Below are 22,342 nucleotides of genomic sequence, written 5' to 3'. Positions count from 1 at the left end.
GAGAAATTCATCAATAAATCGAAACGATTATGATTTACAAATCGAAATGATTACGATAGAATAATTCCTTGTGAAAGAGTACGTGAATAGAAAGGTGATAGAATATGACATCTATCCTTCAAATAGACAAGATTAATTTTTCCTATGAACAAAAAGCCGCTTTGCGCGAGGTATCCTTACAAGTCGAAAGGGGGGACTTCCTTGGTTTGATCGGTCCGAACGGCGGAGGCAAAACAACGCTGATCAAGCTTGCACTCGGACTGCTTCAGCCAAATAAGGGCTCCATCCAGCTCTTCGGACAGCCTGTCCCCTCTTTCAAGGACTGGAATAAAGTAAGCTTTGTATCGCAAAAAGCAAATGCCTTCAATAAAGGTTTCCCAGCTACTGTCTTTGAGGTGGTCGCAATGGGACTCACCCCGAAGATCGGTTATTTCCGCAGATTTTCGGCTAAGCACCGAGCTGCAGTGAAACAGGCAGTGGCCCAGGTGGATATGAGCGATTATCTGCATGAAAATATCAGCAGCCTATCCGGCGGTCAGCAGCAGCGTGTGTTCATCGCCAGGGCACTCGTAAGCCAGCCGGAATTGATCATCCTAGATGAACCCACAGTCGGGATCGATCATGCCAATGTAAAAGGCTTTTATGAATTGCTGCAGCGGTTGAATAATGAAAACGGACTGACACTTGTGATGATCACCCATGATTTGGAGGGAATTGCACGTTACGCATCCAAACTGGTTTATTTGGATCAGCAAGTCCGATACGAAGGCAGTCCCGAGCAATTCAGCTTGCCTGAAACCGACTTACATGTATTGCGAGGTATCCATGCATGATTGCTGATTTCCTTCAATTCGAATTTTTACGCAATACACTATATACTGGTCTGCTGATCGGCTTGATAGCCCCATTACTGGGCTGCTTCATCGTCGTCCGCAGGTTATCCTTGATTGCGGACGCCTTATCCCATGTGACACTGGCCGGGATTGCTTTCGGCCTCTTAATGGAAAAAAAGCTGGCAACACCTGTGATATCACCATTTTATGCAGGTCTTGGATTTTCCGTCGTCGCTTCTTTGTTGATCGAGAAGCTTCGCAGTATGTTCCGTAATTTTCAGGAAATCGCCATCCCGATCATCCTTTCCGGCGGAGTCGGATTGAGCGTCATCTTCATTTCACTGGCAAATGGCTTCACGACCGATTTGTTTTCTTATTTATTCGGCTCTGTATCAGCTGTCAGCAGTGACGATCTGCAAGTCATCATCATCATTTCCATCATTGTTTTGCTGGTGATCGGCGTCCTTTACAAACAGCTGCTCGTGCTCTCCTTTGATGAAGAGCATGCACGTGTCAGCGGCTTGCATGCAAAAGTGATCCACTTCATTTTCATGCTGCTGACTGCCCTTGTCATCGCAGCGAGCATCCGCATCGTCGGCGTGCTGCTCGTAAGCGCCTTGATGACCATTCCTGTCGCAGCAGCCATCCGTCTGGCCAAAGGATTCAAACAGGCAATGATACTTGCAATCCTCTTCGGTGAGACATCTGTCATTGTAGGATTGTTCTCCGGCTATTACTTCGAGATACCGCCCGGAGGTACCATCGTTGTCGTATCGATCCTTATCCTTCTGTTGAGTTTCATCGTTCAAAAGCTGCTGCTTGCGAACAAACGAAAAACTGCATTCGAGAAAGGGGGTTCCTAATATGCAAGTGGACGAAGGCATTGCCATCCTGAAAGAAAATGGTCATAAATATACGGATAAACGCGCGGATATTCTATCTTATTTCATTCATGCCCAAGGGTATCGAAGTGCAAAGGCCCTGCTTGCGTTCATGGAAACCAGCTATAAGGGCATCAGTTTGGATACGATTTACCGAAACCTCCGCCTTTTCGAACAGCTTGGGCTGCTGGAGACCCGCGAGAAAAACGGGGAGAAACTCTTCAAGATCGCTTGTAAAAGCGGCACGCATCACCATCATTTCATCTGCGAAAGCTGCGGGCTGACCAAGCCGCTCCAAAAATGTCCGCTGCCGGTTTACACAGATGAATTGGCGGATTATCATATAAATACACACGCATTCGAGCTTTATGGACTTTGCCCGACGTGTCACAATCGCTAAGGAGTCGATATATATGCCAATCATTACCGTCAAAATGCTGGAAGGCCGTACAGATGAACAAAAAGAGCAAATGATCAAAAAGATGACCGATGTAATGGTCGAAACAACCGGCGCACGCGCTGAAGCAGTTTCCATCGTCATCGAAGAAATGAACAAAGCAAATTATGGTGTGGCGGGGAAACGCCTATCCTAATGGAAAAGCAGCATGCCACTGGGCATGCTGCTTTTTCACTCCTCTCGCAACTTTGATCATGAATAGGCTGGCATCACTTCTTCCAGGACTTTCCTCTCCTCTTGATCAAAAAGGTTTTTGCTTTCGGTTTGCTGGACCTGCTTCTGCATATGGCTTTCAATCAATCTTGCTTCTTCTTTATTACCCACAAGGTGGATGCATTTCCATTCTTTTTCCTTGGCCAGTCTATCGAGATCCGGCGCCAAAGACTTATACCAGCGTTTTTGATTGGCTTCCAAACGGCTCTCGATCGTCTCCTTTTTCGATCCTTTGCCGCCTTTTCCTTTTATCGATAAAGCTCGCTGAGGGCTTGCCTGCACCTTCCATTTCTCCGTATCCAAATCCATTTCATAAAGTTTCGTATCCTTGATCTTTCCCAGTACGGCATCGATCACTTTCACCTGATTTTTTTGGACCAAGATCACACCAGATTCCGGGAATCGGTCATACAGCGACTGGAATTGTTCCAGCTTTGGCTCATCCTCCCAGTGGAATTCCGTTGTTACGGGCATTTGTAGGCATTCGGCAAACCAAATATCATCTGCTGATGCAAACACGACACAGCTTTTTTTCATGCTTTGACCGTTATCGTCCAAAAAAGCTTTCACCTTTTCCTTCACTTTCAAGAATTGCTTCCATTCTTCGGGATCATTCTTGAGATATGTCTCGAAATTCTTCAAGCCATTTTTCACATGAATCTTCCATTCCCCGCCTGTCTGATCACGATTGGCCGGATCGGTGTTCACATACATGCTAAGTACTTTTTGAGGATGGTGCTTGGCTTTTTGTGCAAGTTTCTCCATATTTTTTGCATAACACAAACTGCAATCACTCCTCTTCCAGATTTGCTTGAATGAAACTAGCATATAGCACTACATACCACATCCAAGCTACTTGAAACGTTAAAAAAGCAGCAAATGAGGGAAGAATGTTAAGATATAACCATGTCACCCGAAGGCTGTGAAAAATCATGTTAAAACGGACCCGGACCCAAATCCTGCAATTCACCTCTATTGGCGTACTGAATGCAGCAGTCGATTTGGCTGTGCTGAATATATTGCTACTCATTTGGCCGACAAAGGATAATCTTTTACTGTTACTATTCAATACGATCAGCTATTTGGTATGTATCTGGAATAGTTACTATTGGAATACGAGATATACCTTCCGCAGTCAAAAAAAATCAAACATGGCCGAGAAAGGCTTGTTCTTTGCGCAAGCCTTGATTGCGTTAGTAATCAGCAATCTTGTCTTCATTGCCGGTCTTTCCGTCCTGAGAGCCATCACTTTCATTTCGATCCCGGCATATATAGAGCACAATGCAGCAAAAGGGGCGGCAATGTTCCTTTCTTCCTCCAGCAGCTTCTTGTTCATGAAATACATTGTGTTCAAAAGAAAAAAATAGCGTATACCATCCGGTATACGCTATTTTCTATGCCTGAATATAAGCAGCCCGCCGATCGACCAAGGCCTGGCTTGCATGATCCAAGTTTTGGATGTCGACTTGGATGCCGTATTCCCGATATTTCAGCACAAGTTTATCCAATGCTCCGACAGCAGAATCATCCCATAGTCTTGCTTCCTGAAAATCAAGGATGATTTGCTTGGAAGTTTCCTGTTTGGGATGGAAGCTTGCCAGAAAATCAGTCACGGAAACGAAGAACAATTGACCCTTGATTTTATATACCTTCGTATCTTTCTGCTTTGTCTCTTTGACATCCACCTTGGAAATTTTAGCAGCAAAGAATACAGCGCTCATCAATACACCGATGATGACACCGATGGACAGATTATCTGTCCACACGACGGCAATCACTGTCACGATCATGACCACTGCATCCGTCCGCGGCATCCGATGCAGATTCCGTACCGATGACCAGTCAAATGTACCGATACTGACCATGAACATGACAGCAACAAGTGCCCCCATAGGGATTTGTACTAAAACATCCTGGAAGACGAGAATCAGCAGCATGAGAAAGGCACCTGCGATGAAGGTCGATAGGCGGGTGCGTCCCCCAGCTTTTACGTTGATGACGGATTGCCCGATCATCGCACAGCCTGCCATTCCGCCGAAGAATCCGGCAGCAATATTGGCAATCCCCTGTCCGCGCGCTTCACGGTTCTTATTACTATCTGTATCCGTATATTCATCCAATAGCTGCGCTGTCAGGAAGGTCTCCATCAGACCGACGATCGCCAAAGCAATCGCATACGGAAAAATGATTTGAAGTGTTTCCATATTGAACGGGACATCCGGGATGAAGAACGAGGGCAAAGCCTGCTTCAGCTCTCCCATGTCGCCGACTGTTTTCGTCGAGCTATGGGTAAAGATGGCGATGATGGTCATCACGACAATCGCCACCAGCGGTGATGGAATAGCTTTCACAAACCGCGGGAGCACATAGATGATCAGCAGGGCACCTGCTGCGAAAGCATAAATTTGCCATGATTCACCTTTGAAATGTACAAGCTGGGCCATGAAGATCAAGATTGCCAGACTATTTACGAATCCGATCATGACCGGACGCGGGATGAAAATCATCAATCTCGCCACTTTAAAGACACCGAATAGAATTTGGATGATACCCGTCAGGATTGTCGTCGCGAAAAGATACTGCAGTCCGTGATCAGCCACCAGACTTCCCATCACGAGTGCCATCGCGCCTGTAGCTGCAGATATCATCGCGGGTCTTCCGCCAGCGAATGATATTACGATGGCTATACAGAAAGAGGCATACAATCCGACCATCGGATCGACACCAGCAATGATGGAAAAAGCAATTGCTTCTGGAATGAGTGCCAAAGCGACCAAAATGCCTGATAATACATCTTTCGGCACATTGGAAAACCATGCTTCTCTTATATTTGTAATCATAATCGACATAAACTCCTATCTCTTGACTTACAGCAGGTTATTATACCATATTTTCCGGACTTGTTGCAGCTGCGTATACAAGCGGCTCAAACTGGACATATTGTATAAAAAAAGCAGCAGGTGAACAATGATGAAACATATCAAAGCCATAGTTCTGAAAGGCATCTTTGCCGTGGCTATCCTTTATCTCTTCGCAGGTTTAATCTATCAATTATCTTTCACCAAAGTAGCACAGCTGACAGTCATCCTGACAGTCATCGGTTACTTGATCGACATGGCATTGCTCCCAGGTAAAACAAATAAAAGCACTGGATGGCTTGATTGTATCTTCTTCACCATTGTCAGCTGGATGCTGATCTTCCTGGCGTCCGATGGACATGTGCATCCATTGGCAGGTGCCATTCCAGCAGGACTGATCCTGGCTTGGCTGGATGGGACATTTTTGCATGCTTACGTGCGGAAATACGTCATACGCAATGGCAAAGATCAATACTACAATGTCATCTTCCTGGATCAATTCCGTACGAAAATCGCTGGTGATTTGCCTGTTCGCGGTCCGCATAAGGATTCTTGAAGAAATGAACAGAAGAAAGCCCGTGGAGTAATACCCACGGGCTTATTTTTTATGCTTTTGGATCCCATTTGATGATGATACCGCATTCGGTCAGACCGCCGCCGAATCCGTATAATAGCATGGTATCTCCATCTTTGACCTTGTTTTCCTGCAATCCGAAATCAAAAGCCAAAGGAATCGTAGCCGAAGATGTATTACCAGCTGTCGCCATGCTGGTAAGCGTCTTTTCCACCGGATAATCCAAACGATCACAGATGGACTCGATCATCCGCATGTTCGCACTGTGCGGGATGAACCAATCGATATCATCCATGGACATGTTTGCTTCTTCCACCAGTTTCTTGACACCCTTTGGAACACCGGAAACGGCCCATTTATATACTTCGCGTCCGTTTTGGACCAATTTGCCTGGGTTGGTGAGCTCTTCCCCATTCATCTTTGTGGACAAGCCCGTTTGGTATAGATGGCGGCCGCCTTCCCCTTTCGTTCCCATGTGAAAGCCGAAGAAGCCAGGATTTTCAGCATCGTACTCCACCAATGCCGCACCAGCACCGTCCCCAAATAGGATACAGCTTGTACGGTCGGTATAATCAGTGATCTTGGACAATGTTTCTCCGCCTAAAACAAGTACTTTCTTATGCATGCCGGCAGTGACCAATCCATTAGCCATATGCAGTCCATATACGAAGCCTGCACATGCACCGCCCAAATCGACGGCTCCCGTGTTCTTCAGGCCTAGTCTTGCTTGCAGCTGACTGGAAACACTAGGGAATTTATATTCCCCAGTCACTGTAGCCACAAGGATCAAGTCCACATCATCCAATGACTTGTTGAAATTCTTCGCCAGGTTCCGTGCAGCATTTTCACATAAATCTGTTACATATTCATCTTCAGCAGCGATTCTTCTTTCTTTGATGCCAGTTCGCTGTACAATCCATTCATCGGAAGTATCGACCATTTTTTCAAAATCTGCATTGGTCAACACCTTTTCCGGTATATATGTTCCAATCGCTGTTATGCGTGCTTTGGATTCCATATTATCTGCCTCCTTTACATCTGCCTCCATTATACCATCTAGTTTTAATACCTGGTACTAAAAAGAATAAATTAATTATCTTTTTTCTCAGCATGGGAAGCCAGGAGCTCCAATACAGCATCATCCATAGGCGGGTTATGCAGGCCGGCACGTACATCCCGATAATGCTGCTCGAAGACTTGTGACTTGGCAAGTCCCCTGCCGCCGGCAATCCGCATCGCCAAGTCCACTGCCTCGGAAGCAGCCCTGGTGGCATTTACTTTTACTGCTGCCAGCTCAGGTCCCAGGTATTTCCGCTTCTCAGGATAGCTATCCCACAAACTGGCAACATGATACATGAAATGTCTGGCTTGCATCAATTCCAAATCCATTTTCCCGATTTTCTCCCGTATGTGAGGAACACTGATGATCGGTTTATCCAATGTATTCGGCTGGAATGCTTTAGCGAACTTGACAGCTTCGTCACGTGCGCTTTTGGCAATGCCTAAATAACAGGCTGGAATATGCAGTAACGATCCTTTTGGCCCTGACTTCTTCCTGGTTCGTTCTACATAATGATCAGCTGGCACCTTAACCTTTTCCAAAATCAAATCGTCACTTCCGGTTGCACGCATTCCCATGGGATTCCATGTCTTTTCGACACGTACTCCATTTATTTCCCTGGAAATCAAAAAGCTTCCGACAGTATCATCATCTTCTACATAAGCCGTAACCAAATAATAATCCAGATCAGCAGCCATGGAAGTGAAGGTTTTACGGCCGGTTATTATATAATGATTGCCCTCCCGCACAGCTTTCGTTTCTGGAATGCCTCCACGTGTAGGACTCCCTGTATTCGGTTCCGACGCTGCACGATTGACTATCTTACGCTCCTGGATGACTTCTTGCAGGAAATCCTCAAACACCCCATCGGGCCAATCCGCATTTTCAGTCAAATCCTGCATCGTGCTGAGATGCCAGCCTATGGATAAAGCCGCCGCTCCATCACCAGCAGCTACCGTTTCCTGTGCCAGCAGGAAATCATGCAAATTGGCTCCATCCCCTCCGTGCATTTTCGGGATGGTCAGCAATGTATAACCAGTCGAGCGAAATGCATCCACCACCTGCGGAGCGAGCCGTGCCTGCTCATCGCCGATCCTTTTATATTGTCTTGCAACTTCCGCTGCTTGCTTGGCCTTTTCAAGAATATGTTCCTCATTTGCGATTATCATGCGCCGTACCTCCTCATTTCTCTTTTCCATTCTATTGAAAAGCAGAAAATAATACAAAAAAACCCGCTCAAAGAGCGGGTCTTATCTTACATACTCATACCCATGTGCATGTGACCGGAAGTCATCAGCCAGTAAGTACCGAGAATGATGACGATAGCGATGAAGAAACCGAAAAGTGTATTCCCGGAAATCAATCCACCGTCTTCTCCTTCTGTCATGTGCATGAACATAACAAGCTGCAATGCTGCCTGGATAACCGCAAAAATCAAGATGATGATGAAAATCGTTGATGATGACCAGTCTGTCCATAGCGCTGTTGCGAAGGCGACGAGTGTCAATGCAATCGAAATCAAAAAGCCGATGACATGCTTCCAAGGGAAATGTCCTTTTTTCGTTTGTTGACTCATATTAATTCACCATCCCCATCAAGTAGACGCATGTGAAGATAAAGATCCACACAACGTCCAGGAAGTGCCAATAAAGACTAGAAATAAATACTTTCGACGCTGTTTTTGGTGTAAGTCCCCTTCTTGCAAGCTGGATGAGCAGCAGGATGATCCAGCCGATACCGATCGAAACGTGCAGACCGTGAGTACCAAGCAAGATGAAGAACATTGACCAGTGTGCACTTGTTCCTAGTGTAACACCTTCATGTACGTAATGTACAAATTCATAAAGCTCATAACCGATAAATCCTGCACCCAGGATGAGTGTGATGATCATCCAGATGATAACGCCTTTTACATTGTTCGCACGCATTTCGTGAATCGCGATACCGCATGTGAAACTACTTGTAAGAAGCAGCATCGTCATGATCATGACCAGGCCTGCTTCGAACATCTCGATTGATGTCGGTCCATCGCCTACACGTGATTGTAACGCGAAATAGGATGCGAATAGTGTCGAGAACAAAGCGATCTCTGCACCAAGGAAGGTCCAGAAACCGGTGATGTTCAAACGGCCGGTTTCTGATTGGTATTCCAATGGAGCGTTGGGGTTCACATTGTGATCATGTGCCATTTCTTCACAACCTCCTTTATTTATTCGCTTTCGCTTCTGTTTCTTTTATTTCTTCCACGCTGATATAGTAGCCGTCATTGTAATCGAATGAACGGACGATCATTGTGATGAAGATACCGATGGCACCTACGATTCCAACCCAGTACCATTGGAATGTAAGCCCGAAAGCTGCAATCCCCATCAATACTGACATGATTGCTGGAATGGAAGAGTTGCTTGGCATATGAATCGGCTTATAATCCGTGTTCTTCTGTCGATCAAGGCCTTTTTCTTTCATATCCCAGTATGGATCGAGACCTGTCACTTCAGGAAGGACTGCAAAGTTGTAATGCGGCGGGATCGATGAACTTGTCGCCCATTCCAAGTTACGTCCAAGACCCCAAGCATCGCCAGTCTTCTCTCTTGGTGCATGTCTCCAGCTATAGTAGATGTTGTACACGAAGATGATGAATGCAAGACCCATCATGAACGCACCGATTGTCGAAATCATGTTCAATCCTGTCCAGCCATCTTCCGGTGTATACGTGGAAATACGTCTTGGCATACCGTCCAACCCTAGGAAATACTGCGGGAAGAAACATACGTTGAAGCCAATGACGAAAATCCAGAATGCCCATTTACCGATTTTTTCGTTCAATTTATGTCCGAACATCTTCGGATACCAGAAAATCAAACCTGCAAAACAAGCAAATACTGTACCAGAAATCAGCACATAGTGGAAGTGCGATACCAGGAAGTACGTATTGTGATACTGATAGTCAGCTGCTGCCATCGCGAGCATGACCCCTGTCACCCCACCGATAACGAAGTTCGGGATGAAGGCAAGGGACCAGAGCATCGGTGTGGTAAAGCTGATACGGCCCCGATACATCGTGAAGAGCCAGTTGAATATCTTAACCCCGGTCGGGATCGAGATAGCCATCGTCGTAATAGAGAAGAAACTGTTCGCTTCTGCGCTATTACCCATCGTGAAGAAGTGGTGAACCCATACAAGGAAGCTCAGCACGGAAATCGTCACAATCGATACAACCATCGCTTTATAGGCGAATAGCTGTTTCCTTGCAAATGTCGAGATGATCTCAGAGAAAATCCCGAAAGCAGGAAGAATAACGATATATACTTCAGGGTGACCCCATACCCAGAATAGGTTGACCCAAAGCATCGGGTTACCATCACCTTGCAAGGTGAAGAGTACGGAACCGAATAGACGGTCGAATGTCTGCATAGCAAGTGCGACTGTAAGCACTGGAAATGCGAAGATGATGATCAGCATTGTGATCAAAGTCGTCCATGTGAACATGGACATTTTCATCAATGTCATACCTTTCGTACGCATCTTCAAGATGGTGACGAAGAAGTTGATACCTGTCATCAATGTACCGATACCGGCAATCTGGATACCTAGCACGTAGTAGTTCTGTCCAGGACCCGGGCTGAATTCATTCGTCGCAAGCGGCGTATATCCAGTCCATCCGGCATCCGGCGAACCACCGATGATGAAGGAAATGTTGAATAGAGCCATACCGACAAAGAATGTCCAGAAGCTCAAGTTGTTCAAATAAGGGAATGCAACGTCACGCGCACCGATTTGCAACGGTACGATATAGTTGATCAAACCGATCAGGAATGGCATCGCCATGAAGAGAATCATGATGACACCGTGTGTCGAGAATACCTCATTATAATGCTGCGGATCCAGGAATTCCATCCCTGGTTTAGCAAGCTGCGTACGGATCATCAAACCATCGATACCGCCGCGGAAAAGCATTAAAAGGGCACTGAGGATATACATGATACCCAGTTTCTTATGGTCGACGGAAGTCAGCCATTCTTTCCATAGCCAACTCCATTTTTTAAAGTAAGTAAGGGCAGCTACAACGGCGATACCGCCGAGTAAGATGCTGATCTGTGCACCCAGGATCAATGGGTCGCCGGTAATGATAAACTCATTCCATTTTAAGTCCAAAACTCTTCCCCCTCTCTCTGTTACTCGTGACTCGCATGTGCATGTTCTTTGGAGTCCATGTCTTCATCCGAGTAGTCTACAGTATTGTCTTGCTGATAGTATGGAATTTCGTCTTCAGGCAAGATATGTTGAGATTTGTCTTTTGCATGCGGATTCTTCGGCTCATAGCCTAGGCGATCCCATGCTTCCAATGTGTATTCCGCATCTTTGGAATGGTCGATCCATTGCAAATGCGTACCATTGAATTCAGCTGTTCCGTCATATACACCAGGAATCAGAAGATTGTCATACTCGTATTGTGTCAGTTCCGGAGCGGAGTTTTGCACTTCTTCCACCCACTGATCGTAATCGGCTTCTTCCTCAGCGTAGACTTTGAATCGCTGTTCATTGAAGCCTTCTCCTGTGAAGTTGGCATTCCGTCCATTATAGACGCCTGCTTCATCGGCCTGCAGATATAGTGTCGTCTGCATGCCTGCCATGTTGTATTTCTGACCGCCCAGGCTCGGTATCCATAGAGCAGCCATGGAATCGGCGGAGGTCAGTTTGAATTCCACCGGACGGTGAATCGGGATGTGCAGATAGTTCACTGTTTCAATGTCTTCATCCGGATAGGAGAATACCCATTTCCAGTTGATGGATGTTGCGTGGATCACCAGCGGATCCTCATTCGCAGCTTCAGCCGTTTTCGGCTCAGGCGCGTCCTCTAATGAGTAGATCGTTCTGACGGTTGGGACAGCCAAGATGATGACGATGATGATCGGGATGATCGTCCAGATCGTCTCGAGCAGCGTGCTGCCGTGTAATTCAGGGCTGTACTTATCGTGATCCTTTCTTTCTCTGTACTTGACAAGGATGATCGTCAACAGTACGAATACAACCGCAACGATTGTAAGCATGAAGATGATTGATAGAATAATAAGGTCACTTTGCTGACTTGCCACTGGTCCTTTCGGATCGAGCACTTCCGGTGTTGAACATCCGGCGAGCATTAGCGGCAGGGCAAGGAACAACAGAAGACTCAAGGGTTTCAATTTTTTAAGCATGCGCCTGCTTCCCTTCCTTTCTTTACCTGAGTTCACGAATGTGTCATTTTCCCTCTGCATAAGAAAACGACCCCTTCGCTTTAATAGGGTTTTTGATAAGTATTTCACAATGAACCTTCCGCAATACCTAAAAGCTGCAGAAATTCAACTGGAAACACATAATCACACTGCCTGATCGGCAGTGTCTGACAACAATCCAGAAACTAGTGTAATACAAAGCAGCCAAAAAGACCAGACTTGCCCGGTAAGTAAACAGTTCATTTTACATTCTAACACCGGCAAAAAGAGAGAATACGAATAAGTAGTGAACAAAATTTGAACGTTTTATGTAATTTATGCTCATTTATTGGTAATCCATACGTTATCTGGTTTTGCTGTAATACACCGTATTGCGGACTGTCTTTCCATCGGCACGGAGGCTGTCGCAATGATGTATCCCCTCCAGCTTATACCCGAGCCGTTCCGGGACGGCCCGGCTTGCACTGTTTTCCTCATCGCAGAGTATCTGGATCCGCCGGACACCAAGCTCGGTAAAAGCATACTCCGTCTGCGCCCCTACGGCTTCGGTCATATAACCACGACCGGTGTGGCGTGTATCCATCCAATAGCCTATTTCAACTTTTGGAATATCCCAATCGATGGCATGAAAACCGCTGGACCCGATGAATTTTCCCGTATCCTTGTGAAAGATGAGCATACGCAAGTTCGTCCGATTGATCCAATCTGCAACCGACTGCCTGATATTTGCTTCGGTTTCCTCTGGTGCTGGCAATTCCTGTGCGAAAGCCATCCACCTTTTCAACTCCGGCAACGAGGCCTTGATCGCTTCATTGACAGCTTTCCCGTCACCGATTAGCGGCTGCCTGATGATAAGCCGTTCCGTTTCGATTATGGTCTTGAAATCTCTCAACACTGGATCCATGTCCTGCTCCCCCCTGCCCCGAATTTACTCTAGTATGCAGGAATATATCAGGACTTACAATAGTTTAAGCGGCTTCGGTTTCTTTTTTCCCTTCCCGAAAGCTGATGGCAGATAATAGTATGCCGATGATGGATATCCCGGCCCCGATGACGGTCAGCCATGTGAATCCGAGTCCTGCATCCAATACGATCCCGCCTATATAAGCTCCTCCGGCATTGGCTAGATTGAACGCGGAAACACTTGTGGCTGCTGCGATTGTCGGACCTTCAGCTGCTGCCATGACGATTTTCGACTGTAATAAAGGCGTCGTGCCGAATGCCCCTGCCCCGAACAGGCCGATGACCAAAACAGCTGCGACGGCATGTGGCGTTGCCAGCGGAAACAGCAATAGGATCACTGTCAGTATTGCAAACACATAGATAAGCGTCCTGGTCACATTCCCTCCAGCCAATTTGGGTGTGGAAAAATTACCGATCACACTGCCCATTCCGAAAAAGAACAGACTGATCATGATACCTATACCGCCAAAGCCGGTGACCGAACGCAGCAATGGTTCAATATACGTATAAGCAGTGAATACACCTGAATATCCAAAAATGATGATGGCTATCGTCAGCAGCACTTGCTTATGCTTGAACACACTAAGCTCCTGCTTGATGCGCGGGGTTTCTTCGGGCTTCGTATTCGGCGCACAAATGAGCAAGCCAATGAAACCTATGATCCCGAGCAATGCAATCAGCCAGAATACAAGGCGCCACTCAATGAGAGAACCAAGGTAGGCCCCGAATGGCACCCCGATCATGATGGCAATCGTCAGGCCTCCGTTGACTGCCGCGATTGCCTGGACCCGTTTGCGCGGCTCCACCAGCTCACTTGCCATGACGAATGCCAATGCAAAAAACGGACCATGGATGAATGCGGAAGTGACCCTTGAAATGAGCAATACCGTAAAATTTGGCGCTGTCGCACTGATAATATTACTGATGATGAATATCAGCATGAATAAAAGCAGCATCGGCTTGCGGGGCAGCTTGACCGAAAGTGTCGTCATCAGCGGGCCGAATACCGCAACACCAAGCGCATACATGCTGACTACAAGACCGGCAGCTGCAATTGTGACTCCAAGGTCCTGGGCTATATGGGTGAGCACCCCTGTCACTACATATTCCGTCGTCCCGATGGCAAAAGCACAGATCATAAGGACGGCGATGACTGTCGCAGGCTTGAACTGCCTGCTCGCTAAAGACATTTTAATCCTCCTTTTAAAGCATGACATTGGCTTAAGATACAACAGAAAAGTCCTCGATACAAACCAAAACCCATTTATTTAACAAAAAAATCAAGGAAGCGGATCCAAACATCCAGCTAGGTTTGGCCAAAGAAAGTCAGGGGTATCCCATCAAGAGAATCACAGTAACATCTTCTCGAAAGTATAAGGAGGAACAGTCATGCTTTATGCGTTCATCATTCTATCATTCATCCTTGTGACGATCGGTATCGCCTATTATTCCTGGCGCAAGACGAGGGGGATCGATCTTGCAACATCGGACGGTTATTTCCTCGGAGGCCGCAGTCTTACTGGAATAGCAATCGGAAGTTCGATGCTCCTGACAAACCTATCCACGGAACAGCTGGTCGGACAGAACGGTCAGACGTTCGGCGGCAACTTCACTGCGATGGCCTGGGAAGTCACATCACCGCTTGCTTTGTTCGTCCTTGCATTTCTTTTCCTTCCCCGATATTTAAAAACGGGGATCACAACCATACCCGACTTTCTTGAACAACGCTTTGATATGCGGACGCGTCAGTTCGTATCTGTTTTGTTCATTCTGGGCTATATGACTTCTTTCTTGCCGACTGTCCTTTATTCCGGGGCATTAGTGCTGGATTCCATATTTGATTTAACTGGCGGATTACATATCAGTACATTTTGGGCGGTTGCGTTGATTGCCGGGGTGATCGGATTAGTCAGCCTTGGCTACGTGGTATTCGGGGGTCTGCGTGCGATTTCGGCCGCTGATACCTTATATGGCATCGCCCTGATTGTAAGTGGTATAGGTATTTTACTGCTGGGCCTTTGGACCTTGGGAGACAGCAGCATCACCGGAGGCATCGACAAGCTGATAAACGATCATCCCGAAAAACTGAATGCAATCGACAGCAGCAATGATGCCAATGTTCCGTGGCCGACAATCTTTACCGGGTTGCTTGTAAACAACCTCTTCTACTGGGCAGCCAACCAGGCAATCGTCCAAAAATCGCTAGGGGCAAAAAATCTGGCCGAGGGGCAAAAAGGTGTCCTTTTGACAGGCTTCTTCAAGATGTTCGGTGTTCTTTATCTGCTGCTGCCCGGTACGATAGCCTTCCATCTTTACGGGGATACATTGAAAACGGCGGATGATGCCTATCCAACTTTGGTCATCGATTTGCTGCCTACAGCCATAACTGGTATTTTTGCAGCCATCCTGTTCGGCGCCATCCTCAGTTCGTTCAATGGTGCCTTGAGCAGTACGATGACATTGTTCACTTTGGACTTGTACAAACCTCTTTTCCGTAAGGACGCGACCGATTCCGAGCTTGTGAAAGCAGGACGTATATTCGCGATTGCAGTCGGTGTCATTTCCATCATCATCGCACCATTCATCATCTTCTTCCCTAGCGGGTTATATAATTATCTGCAAGAGATGTTCGGATTCATCAACGTACCGATCGTGGCAGCCATCTTCATTGGGTTCTTTACGAAACGGGTACCTGCGTTTGCAGTTAAGATTGCAATCGTGACACATTTGATTCTGTATGGTTTATCCAAGGTATTTTTTGGCGAAGTACACTTCCTTTATGTATTGGCCATCCTCTTCCCGTTCAGCCTGCTCCTTATGATCGCCCTAGGCAAATGGAAGCCGCGGAAAGAGCCTTTTGTACTGAGGGATGCGGCAGTTGTCGATATGACACCTTGGAAATATGCAAAGTCATTTGCGATCTTCATCACAATCTGCATCATCGGTTTGTATATACTTTTCTCCCCTTGGGGAATTGCAGCCTAAACGAAAAGCGACCATTTCTGGTCGCTTTTTTCATTTCTTATCGAATTTATGCTGGATATCCTGCGTAATGGCTGTAACCTCCTGCATACTTGCTGCATTCTGTTGCGCCACCGCAACTATACTATTGATACTATCTGTTACACCACGTGTATTATCAAGCACATCATACATCGCTGCAGCAATCTCTTCGATTTGGCTGCTGGTGATGCCGATCTCCTCCGACAGCTGTTCGAATGTGCTTTGGGTCGTCGTGATTTTATCAGAACCGGCAGCCACGGCTTCCCTTCCTGCACCGAGAGCTTCGACAGCTTCCTTCGATTCTGTTTGGATGCTTTGGAACACATCTGTTATATCCGTCACTGCAACACGGACCTGATCGGAAAGTTTGCGCACCTCATCGGCCACAACAGCGAACCCTCGTCCTTGCTCGCCTGCCCGGGCTGCTTCGATGGCAGCATTCAGTGCCAGCAGATTCGTCTGCTCGGCTATATCCTTGATTGCCTTGAGCAAGGCACTGATTTGATCTGTCTTGCCATTCAAGCCTCTCACTTTTTCATAGGAGAATGTAATTTTACTTGTTATCGTGTCCATATGATTTACTGAATCATCCATATGAGAGGCCCCTTCTTTTGTTAATGCATCCATTTTTGCTGCAATCTGCTTCGCTTCTTCCCCTTTCAGGGCAACCATCATGACATTTTCCGCAAACTTCTGCATTGCTGCGGCCAGCTCTGCTGATGACCGGGATTGATGCTCGGATCCAACCGTCACTTCTTCCAAAGCTTTGACAATCTGCTTCAGCGCTTCACCTGCCTGTTCCAGTTCGGCAGTCCCCGTTTCGATCACTGGTTCGGCATCAGGTTCGATTATCGCTGGCGGCTCCTGAACGATCGTCTCGGCTGCAATCGGCTCTTCCGCCATCCCCTCCGGCTTTTCCTGTTTGTATGCAAAAACAAAAGCAAAGCTTCCCCCTGCCAAAACAATACCAATGATCACATTGATCCGCCAATCCAGCAAGAAAACCCTTTCATTTTGCAGGATAAGCAAACATGCATAAAGGTATCCCAAACTAAGCATAGTGACTGGATATCGTTTTTTCATCATTGTTCCCCCTTTATCCCTCTTCTTTTCTATCGGCTTATCTGCTGCAATCATGAACCTTTTTCTACATTTTTCACCACATTAAATCTTTTCCTTCATCGGATGCTATACTACTAACTGACTAAAGGAGGCTGCATCATATGGAGGGACTTTTGGAAGAAGCAACCGAATTCATTCGGGAAAGCTACCAGGAACTGGGGAAATCAGAAATGGAAATGAATCGGCGTCTGAGCGAAATCAGGCACGATATAACACGCGATGCAACATATACCCATACAGCAGAAGAACTGACGCATGGGGCCAGAATGGCATGGCGTAATTCGAATCGCTGCATCGGACGCTTGTTCTGGAATGGTCTGCAAGTGATAGACGCCCGCGATGCAAATAATAATGAAGAAGTATTGCAGAGGCTGTTCGATCATATTGACAAAGCGACAAATGACGGAAAGATAAAACCTTTGATCACGGTTTTCTCACCAGATAAAAATATCCGGATTTGGAATCATCAGCTGCTCCGATATGCCGGATATGAAACGGAGGATGGCATCATCGGAGATCCTGCTTCCATCCGCTTCACCTCTATTTGCAATGCTCTTGGCTGGAAAGGCAAAGGGACGGCCTTTGATATCCTGCCGCTCGTTGTGCAAGTCGGTGATGAAAAGCCCGCACTTAAGGAAATACCAGCAGAAATCGTGAAGGAAGTACGTATCGAGCATGAGGAATACCCTGATTTTGCTGAGCTTGACTTGCGCTGGTATGCAGTTCCGATCATTTCCGACATGAAATTGGAGATTGGAGGCATCACTTATAACGCAGCGCCGTTCAACGGCTGGTACATGGGCACGGAAATCGGGGCGCGGAATCTTGCCGATGAGGATCGTTACAACCTGCTTCCGAAAGTGGCGGAGCTGATTGGTCTTGATCAAAGCAAAACATCGACCCTATGGAAGGACCGGGCATTGGTCGAATTGAATATCGCAGTGCTTCAATCGTTCCATAAAGCAGGCATTACCATTGTCGATCATCATACCGCCGCCAAGCAATTTGCCCATTTCGAGAAGCAAGAGCAAAAAGCAGGACGAGATGTGACGGGAATGTGGAGCTGGCTTATTCCGCCAATGTCGCCTGCGACGACCCATATTTTTCACAAGCCCTATCCAAACAGGATTTTGAAGCCGAATTACTTCCATCAAGAAGATGCACATTGAAAAAAGAGCGCAAATGCATGTGCATTTGCGCTTTTTTTGTTTTACTTATTCCAATGCGTCGGAGACTTCTTTCACTTTCTCCAATTCGGACTCCAGTCCGCCGCCGGATAGATACCAGTAGTTTGGGTTTAGATAAGTGATGTGGTTTTCTTTCGCAGCTTTTGTGCCGTTGACCAATTCATTATCCAATACTTTTTCGGCTGAAGAAGTACCGTTGCCTACAACAGCACCGCGATCTACTACAAACAAGTAATCAGGATCCTTTTCTGAGATGTACTCGAAACCGATGGATTGACCATGTGTGGAAGCTTCAATCGTGTCATCGACAGCAGGCACACCATATACATCATGGATCACACCGAAACGGGAAGCTTTCCCATAAGCACTTACACTGCCATCATTCACAAGTGTGATCAAAGCTTTTTCATCCATGCCTTCTGCTTTGCTTTTCAATTCCGCAATTGCGTCATCGATTTCACCCAATGCTTGTTCTGCTTCTTTTTCTTTACCTACGATTTTTGCAATCGTTTCTGTATTCTTTTTGAATGAATTCATATAATCCGTCGTATCGACCCCAACATAAATTGTTGGTGCAAGCTCACTAAGCTGGTCATAATAGTCGCTTTGACGACCGGAAATGAAGATGACATCCGGCTGCATTTCTGCGATTTTCTCCAAATCCGGCTCCTTCAGGCCGCCGACGTTTTCATAGTCCTTACTGCTGTATTTGGAAAGATAATCAGGAAGGCTCTCTTGCGGGACACCTGCTACATCGACACCAAGCTTATCCAAAGTGTCCAATGCTCCCATATCGAATGCAACAATCTTTTCTGGATTCTTAGCGACTTCCGTTTCACCTAGTTCATGCTTGATGGTAAGCTTTTCTTCCTCTTTATCTGCACTGCTTGCGCTATCGGAATTGCTCCCGCATGCTGCAAGCAGAAGTACGAATAATAGACCTGTCATCAACAACGTCAGTTTTTTCATTTTATCCCTCTCCTTTTTCTCTTTGATGGATGAATTGCTGGCCAAAAAAGGCATTATGCTTCATAACGGCATCACCCCTTTAACCCCAGTTGATTAAAAGTAGACACAAATCCGATTACAGCTGATATTATGGACATCGATATCCAGATCATATATGGATTTGAGAACGTCAGATTGGATAATTTCTTCCGTTGGACCCTCCGCGATAATCCGGCCATCCTTCATTGCCACGATGCGGTCCGAATAGACGGAAGCAAAATTGATATCATGGATGACAAGGAGGATCGTCTTACCAAAATCCTCCACCAGCCTGCGGAGAAGCTTCATCATTTGAACGGCATGCTTCATATCGAGATTATTCAGCGGTTCATCCAGCAGGATGTATTCTGTATCCTGCGCCAGGACCATGGCGATGAATGCCCGCTGCTTTTGTCCCCCGCTCAGTTCGTTCAAGTATTTATCTTCCAAATCCTCCAGATTCACATAAGCAATGGCCTCACTGACCTTCTCCTCATCTTCGGGAGTGAGTCGACCGCTGGAATACGGGAATCGGCCGAAGCTGACCAGCTCGCGCACTGTCAGCCTCATCTGGACAACATTGGATTGACGCAGTATCGCTATTGTCTTCGCCAAGTCCTTACTTTTTTGTTTGTGTACATCTTTACCGTCAAGATATACAATCCCATCATCTTGTTTCAGCAGTCTGCTCACCATGGAAAGCAAGGTACTCTTCCCAGCACCGTTAGGGCCGATGAAGGAAGTGATCGCACCGCGCTTCACCTCGACGGAAACATCCTGGATGACTTTCTTGGATCCAAAAAACTTAGACAGCTTTTCTGCTACGATCATATCTTCTTACTCTCCTTTACCAATAAATAAATGAAGTAAATACCGCCGACGAAATTGATAATGACACTGATTGGCGTAGAGAAAGAAAAAATCCTTTCGACAATCAGCTGGCCGCCGAGCAATGCGATGACGCTGAGCAGACTTGCTGCCATCAGCAGATATGTGTGACGGAACGTTTGGAGGAATTCCCGTGCCAGATTGGCAGTCAGCAATCCCAGGAAAGTGATAGGTCCGACCAACGCAGTGGATACGGCAACCATCACTGCAATAACCAAGAACATCCGTTTGACGATTTTTTCGTAAGGGACGCCAAGGTTGACTGCATGATCACGCCCGATCGACATGACATCGAAATAATGACGGTATCGGAATATGTAAATACACAGCAAAATGATGATCACTGCCGAGACAAGCAGGAGATTCGTATTTACATCCGTGAAGCTTGCGAACATGCTATCCTGGATCAGGAGAAATTCATTTGGGTCGATTATCATCTGCATGAACGATGAAAGACTGCTGAAAAATGTCCCAAGCACCAGCCCGACAAGCAGCAGCAGGAACAGATTATTCTCTCCCCTGCGGAACAGCAGCTGATACAATCCAAAAGCGAAACCGACCATCAGCAGGATGGTGACAAAGAAATAAGCATCACTCTGGAGGATGGCAAATGTCCCTGAACCGAACAGGAAGACGACGATGGTCTGGATGAACATATACACACTATCGAGACCCATGATACTTGGCGTCAAAATCCGATTATGTGTAATCGTCTGGAATACGACAGTCGAGACTCCGATGGATACAGCGCACAGGAACATGGCCAGGATTTTCTCCAGCCGGGTACGCAGCAAGTACTCCATCGCTTGGAAGTTCATATGGATGAACAGGTATAAACCAGCCAATCCCAAGGCAATCAAGACGAGTATGATAATTTTTCGCTTAAGCATAGGCCTTCCTCCTCAACAGCATATAAAGGAAGATACCTGTCCCGATGACGCCCACCATCAAACCTACTGAAATTTCATATGGGTAGATGATCAAGCGCCCTGCTATATCACATATCAGCAGGAATAATGCACCAAGTACAGCCGTATGCCAAATACTGTTCTTCAAATTATCACCGCGATACATGCTGACGATATTCGGCACGATCAGACCGAGGAACGGGATGACACCGACCGTCAGGATGACCACTGCTGTAATGATCGCTACAATGATCAAACCAACATTCACCACATACTTATATGGAAGTCCGAGGTTCGTAGCGAAGTCCTCCCCCATACCCGCTACCGTGAACATGTTGGCAAATAAAAATGCTATGATCAGCAGCGGGATGCTCAAGTAAAGAAGTTCATAGCGCCCTTCCATGATCAGGGAGAAGTCCCCCTGCAGCCATGAGGACATATTTTGAACCAGGTCGAATTTCAGGGCGAAAAATGTCGCAATGGAACTGACCACATTACCAAGCATGATTCCCACCAGCGGGATAAAGATCGTATCTTTCTGCTTCAATCTTTGGAGGATACCCATGAAGAGCAAGGTTCCGAATAAAGCAAAAGCCGCAGCGATACACATTTTCCATATCGGGCTCGCATCGGTGAAGAACAGCAAGGAAACAAGGATCCCTAATCTTGCCCAATCCATCGTCCCGGCAGTTGTCGGTGAGACGAATTTATTCTGGGTAAGCTGCTGCATGATCAGCCCGCATATACCGAGACTTGCACCAGCCATGATGATACTGAGCATCCGAGGCAGCCGGCTGATAAGCACGATATTCCAAGCTTCCCCATCCATGTTCCACAAAGCGGAAAATGACACATTTTCCACTCCCACAAACAGGGAACAAACAGCTAATAAAACTGTAACGATAAGCAAATAAACCAACTTCATAAGCGTCAAAACCTCTTCGGCAGCATCGGTGATACTGATATTCATTATCAATTAGATTCTTATTTTAGTATAGTAAATGGAAAAAGAGACGTCAATAGAACTTTTGAATCTCTTTAAAAATAATGACAACTTTGTTACATGATGTTTTGCTTGTAACGAAAACAGACAAGGATTGCTATAAAATATAGCTCCCTGGCTGGGCACTTTGCCATTGCCTGGCTTCCCCCAAAGATATGTAGGATACATAACTTCCATTTCAATAGCGGA

General features: G+C 46.4%; 23 protein-coding genes. 8 read left to right on the top strand and 15 right to left on the bottom strand.

Annotated features, from left to right (window positions below; genetic code table 11):
- Positions 1-104: 104 nt before the first annotated feature.
- The 4 genes from MHI54_RS13675 to MHI54_RS13660 are packed head-to-tail and all read left to right on the top strand — an operon-like array spanning position 105 to position 2,307.
- Positions 105-833, top strand: coding sequence for a metal ABC transporter ATP-binding protein (locus MHI54_RS13675; RefSeq protein WP_095215898.1), 729 nt, complete (start codon positions 105-107; stop codon positions 831-833).
- Positions 830-1,696, top strand: a complete 867-nt coding sequence (locus tag MHI54_RS13670; RefSeq protein WP_340081896.1) for a metal ABC transporter permease — start codon at positions 830-832, stop codon at positions 1,694-1,696. The genes MHI54_RS13675 and MHI54_RS13670 overlap by 4 nt, the downstream gene beginning before the upstream one ends.
- Position 1,697: 1 nt before the next feature.
- Positions 1,698-2,114, top strand: coding sequence for a Fur family transcriptional regulator (locus MHI54_RS13665; protein WP_095215896.1), 417 nt, complete (start codon positions 1,698-1,700; stop codon positions 2,112-2,114).
- 13 nt (positions 2,115-2,127) lie between these two features.
- A complete protein-coding gene (locus MHI54_RS13660) occupies positions 2,128-2,307 on the top strand; it encodes a 2-hydroxymuconate tautomerase (RefSeq protein ID WP_093725739.1) in 180 nt (59 codons plus the stop codon).
- A gap of 56 nt (positions 2,308-2,363) precedes the next feature.
- Here the strand turns inward: MHI54_RS13660 and MHI54_RS13655 are convergent, their stop codons facing one another.
- Positions 2,364-3,167 (bottom strand): VLRF1 family aeRF1-type release factor, encoded by an 804-nt coding sequence (locus MHI54_RS13655; RefSeq protein ID WP_233135013.1) that lies wholly within the window; start codon positions 3,165-3,167, stop codon positions 2,364-2,366.
- Positions 3,168-3,316: 149 nt separating this feature from the next.
- Here MHI54_RS13655 and MHI54_RS13650 point away from each other — a divergent pair, with 149 nt between their 5' ends.
- Complete coding sequence (locus MHI54_RS13650; RefSeq protein WP_095215895.1) at positions 3,317-3,751, top strand: GtrA family protein; 435 nt, start codon at positions 3,317-3,319, stop codon at positions 3,749-3,751.
- Positions 3,752-3,778: 27 nt separating this feature from the next.
- Here MHI54_RS13650 and MHI54_RS13645 read toward each other — a convergent pair whose 3' ends face one another.
- On the bottom strand, positions 3,779-5,224 hold the full coding sequence (locus MHI54_RS13645) for a SulP family inorganic anion transporter (protein WP_340081895.1): 1,446 nt from the start codon (positions 5,222-5,224) through the stop codon (positions 3,779-3,781).
- Between the two features lie 127 nt (positions 5,225-5,351).
- Here MHI54_RS13645 and MHI54_RS13640 point away from each other — a divergent pair, with 127 nt between their 5' ends.
- Complete coding sequence (locus tag MHI54_RS13640; protein WP_095215893.1) at positions 5,352-5,798, top strand: DUF2512 family protein; 447 nt, start codon at positions 5,352-5,354, stop codon at positions 5,796-5,798.
- Between the two features lie 49 nt (positions 5,799-5,847).
- On the opposite strand, the gene MHI54_RS13635 is transcribed toward MHI54_RS13640, so the two are convergent.
- From MHI54_RS13635 to MHI54_RS13600, 8 genes are all read right to left on the bottom strand, one after another.
- On the bottom strand, positions 5,848-6,834 hold the full coding sequence (locus MHI54_RS13635; RefSeq protein WP_095215892.1) for a ketoacyl-ACP synthase III: 987 nt from the start codon (positions 6,832-6,834) through the stop codon (positions 5,848-5,850).
- A 71-nt stretch (positions 6,835-6,905) separates the two neighbouring features.
- Positions 6,906-8,045 (bottom strand): acyl-CoA dehydrogenase family protein, encoded by a 1,140-nt coding sequence (locus MHI54_RS13630; RefSeq protein WP_095215891.1) that lies wholly within the window; start codon positions 8,043-8,045, stop codon positions 6,906-6,908.
- Positions 8,046-8,131: 86 nt separating this feature from the next.
- A complete protein-coding gene (gene qoxD, locus MHI54_RS13625) occupies positions 8,132-8,452 on the bottom strand; it encodes a cytochrome aa3 quinol oxidase subunit IV (RefSeq protein WP_095215890.1) in 321 nt (106 codons plus the stop codon).
- A 1-nt stretch (position 8,453) separates the two neighbouring features.
- Positions 8,454-9,065: a cytochrome aa3 quinol oxidase subunit III gene (gene qoxC, locus MHI54_RS13620; protein WP_095215889.1), complete on the bottom strand. Its 612-nt coding sequence runs from the start codon at positions 9,063-9,065 to the stop codon at positions 8,454-8,456.
- Positions 9,066-9,081: 16 nt separating this feature from the next.
- Positions 9,082-11,031: a cytochrome aa3 quinol oxidase subunit I gene (qoxB, locus tag MHI54_RS13615; RefSeq protein WP_095215888.1), complete on the bottom strand. Its 1,950-nt coding sequence runs from the start codon at positions 11,029-11,031 to the stop codon at positions 9,082-9,084.
- Between the two features lie 20 nt (positions 11,032-11,051).
- Entirely contained in the window at positions 11,052-12,074 is a 1,023-nt protein-coding gene (qoxA, locus tag MHI54_RS13610) for a cytochrome aa3 quinol oxidase subunit II (RefSeq protein WP_095215986.1), read from the bottom strand.
- A gap of 361 nt (positions 12,075-12,435) precedes the next feature.
- On the bottom strand, positions 12,436-12,996 hold the full coding sequence (locus MHI54_RS13605; protein WP_095215887.1) for a GNAT family N-acetyltransferase: 561 nt from the start codon (positions 12,994-12,996) through the stop codon (positions 12,436-12,438).
- A 64-nt stretch (positions 12,997-13,060) separates the two neighbouring features.
- The gene (locus tag MHI54_RS13600) at positions 13,061-14,245 is read right to left on the bottom strand and encodes an MFS transporter (protein ID WP_340081894.1); all 1,185 of its coding nucleotides are present in this window, start codon (positions 14,243-14,245) and stop codon (positions 13,061-13,063) included.
- Positions 14,246-14,444: 199 nt separating this feature from the next.
- Between MHI54_RS13600 and MHI54_RS13595 the strand changes: the two genes are divergently transcribed.
- The gene (locus MHI54_RS13595) at positions 14,445-16,040 is read left to right on the top strand and encodes a solute:sodium symporter family transporter (protein WP_095215885.1); all 1,596 of its coding nucleotides are present in this window, start codon (positions 14,445-14,447) and stop codon (positions 16,038-16,040) included.
- A gap of 30 nt (positions 16,041-16,070) precedes the next feature.
- On the opposite strand, the gene MHI54_RS13590 is transcribed toward MHI54_RS13595, so the two are convergent.
- Complete coding sequence (locus MHI54_RS13590; protein WP_340081893.1) at positions 16,071-17,144, bottom strand: methyl-accepting chemotaxis protein; 1,074 nt, start codon at positions 17,142-17,144, stop codon at positions 16,071-16,073.
- 137 nt (positions 17,145-17,281) lie between these two features.
- Here MHI54_RS13590 and MHI54_RS13585 point away from each other — a divergent pair, with 137 nt between their 5' ends.
- Positions 17,282-18,349, top strand: coding sequence for a nitric oxide synthase oxygenase (locus MHI54_RS13585; RefSeq protein WP_095215883.1), 1,068 nt, complete (start codon positions 17,282-17,284; stop codon positions 18,347-18,349).
- Positions 18,350-18,394: 45 nt separating this feature from the next.
- Here the strand turns inward: MHI54_RS13585 and MHI54_RS13580 are convergent, their stop codons facing one another.
- The 4 genes from MHI54_RS13580 to MHI54_RS13565 form a co-directional block, all read right to left on the bottom strand.
- Positions 18,395-19,336 carry a siderophore ABC transporter substrate-binding protein gene (locus MHI54_RS13580; RefSeq protein ID WP_095215985.1) on the bottom strand — a complete coding sequence of 314 codons (942 nt, stop codon included), beginning with the start codon at positions 19,334-19,336 and terminating at the stop codon, positions 18,395-18,397.
- Between the two features lie 93 nt (positions 19,337-19,429).
- Positions 19,430-20,185, bottom strand: a complete 756-nt coding sequence (locus MHI54_RS13575) for an ATP-binding cassette domain-containing protein (protein WP_095215882.1) — start codon at positions 20,183-20,185, stop codon at positions 19,430-19,432.
- Positions 20,182-21,132 carry an iron chelate uptake ABC transporter family permease subunit gene (locus tag MHI54_RS13570; RefSeq protein ID WP_095215881.1) on the bottom strand — a complete coding sequence of 317 codons (951 nt, stop codon included), beginning with the start codon at positions 21,130-21,132 and terminating at the stop codon, positions 20,182-20,184. Before MHI54_RS13570 ends, MHI54_RS13575 begins: the two co-directional genes overlap by 4 nt.
- Entirely contained in the window at positions 21,125-22,075 is a 951-nt protein-coding gene (locus tag MHI54_RS13565) for an ABC transporter permease (RefSeq protein WP_095215984.1), read from the bottom strand. The genes MHI54_RS13570 and MHI54_RS13565 overlap by 8 nt, the downstream gene beginning before the upstream one ends.
- Positions 22,076-22,342: the final 267 nt, after the last annotated feature.

The sequence above is a fragment of the Terribacillus sp. FSL K6-0262 genome, from assembly GCF_037977385.1.
In the GTDB taxonomy this organism is placed as follows: domain Bacteria; phylum Bacillota; class Bacilli; order Bacillales; family Amphibacillaceae; genus Terribacillus.
The sequence above is the reverse complement of the archived record's forward strand: the minus strand, read 5'-3'. Positions and strand labels throughout refer to the sequence as shown.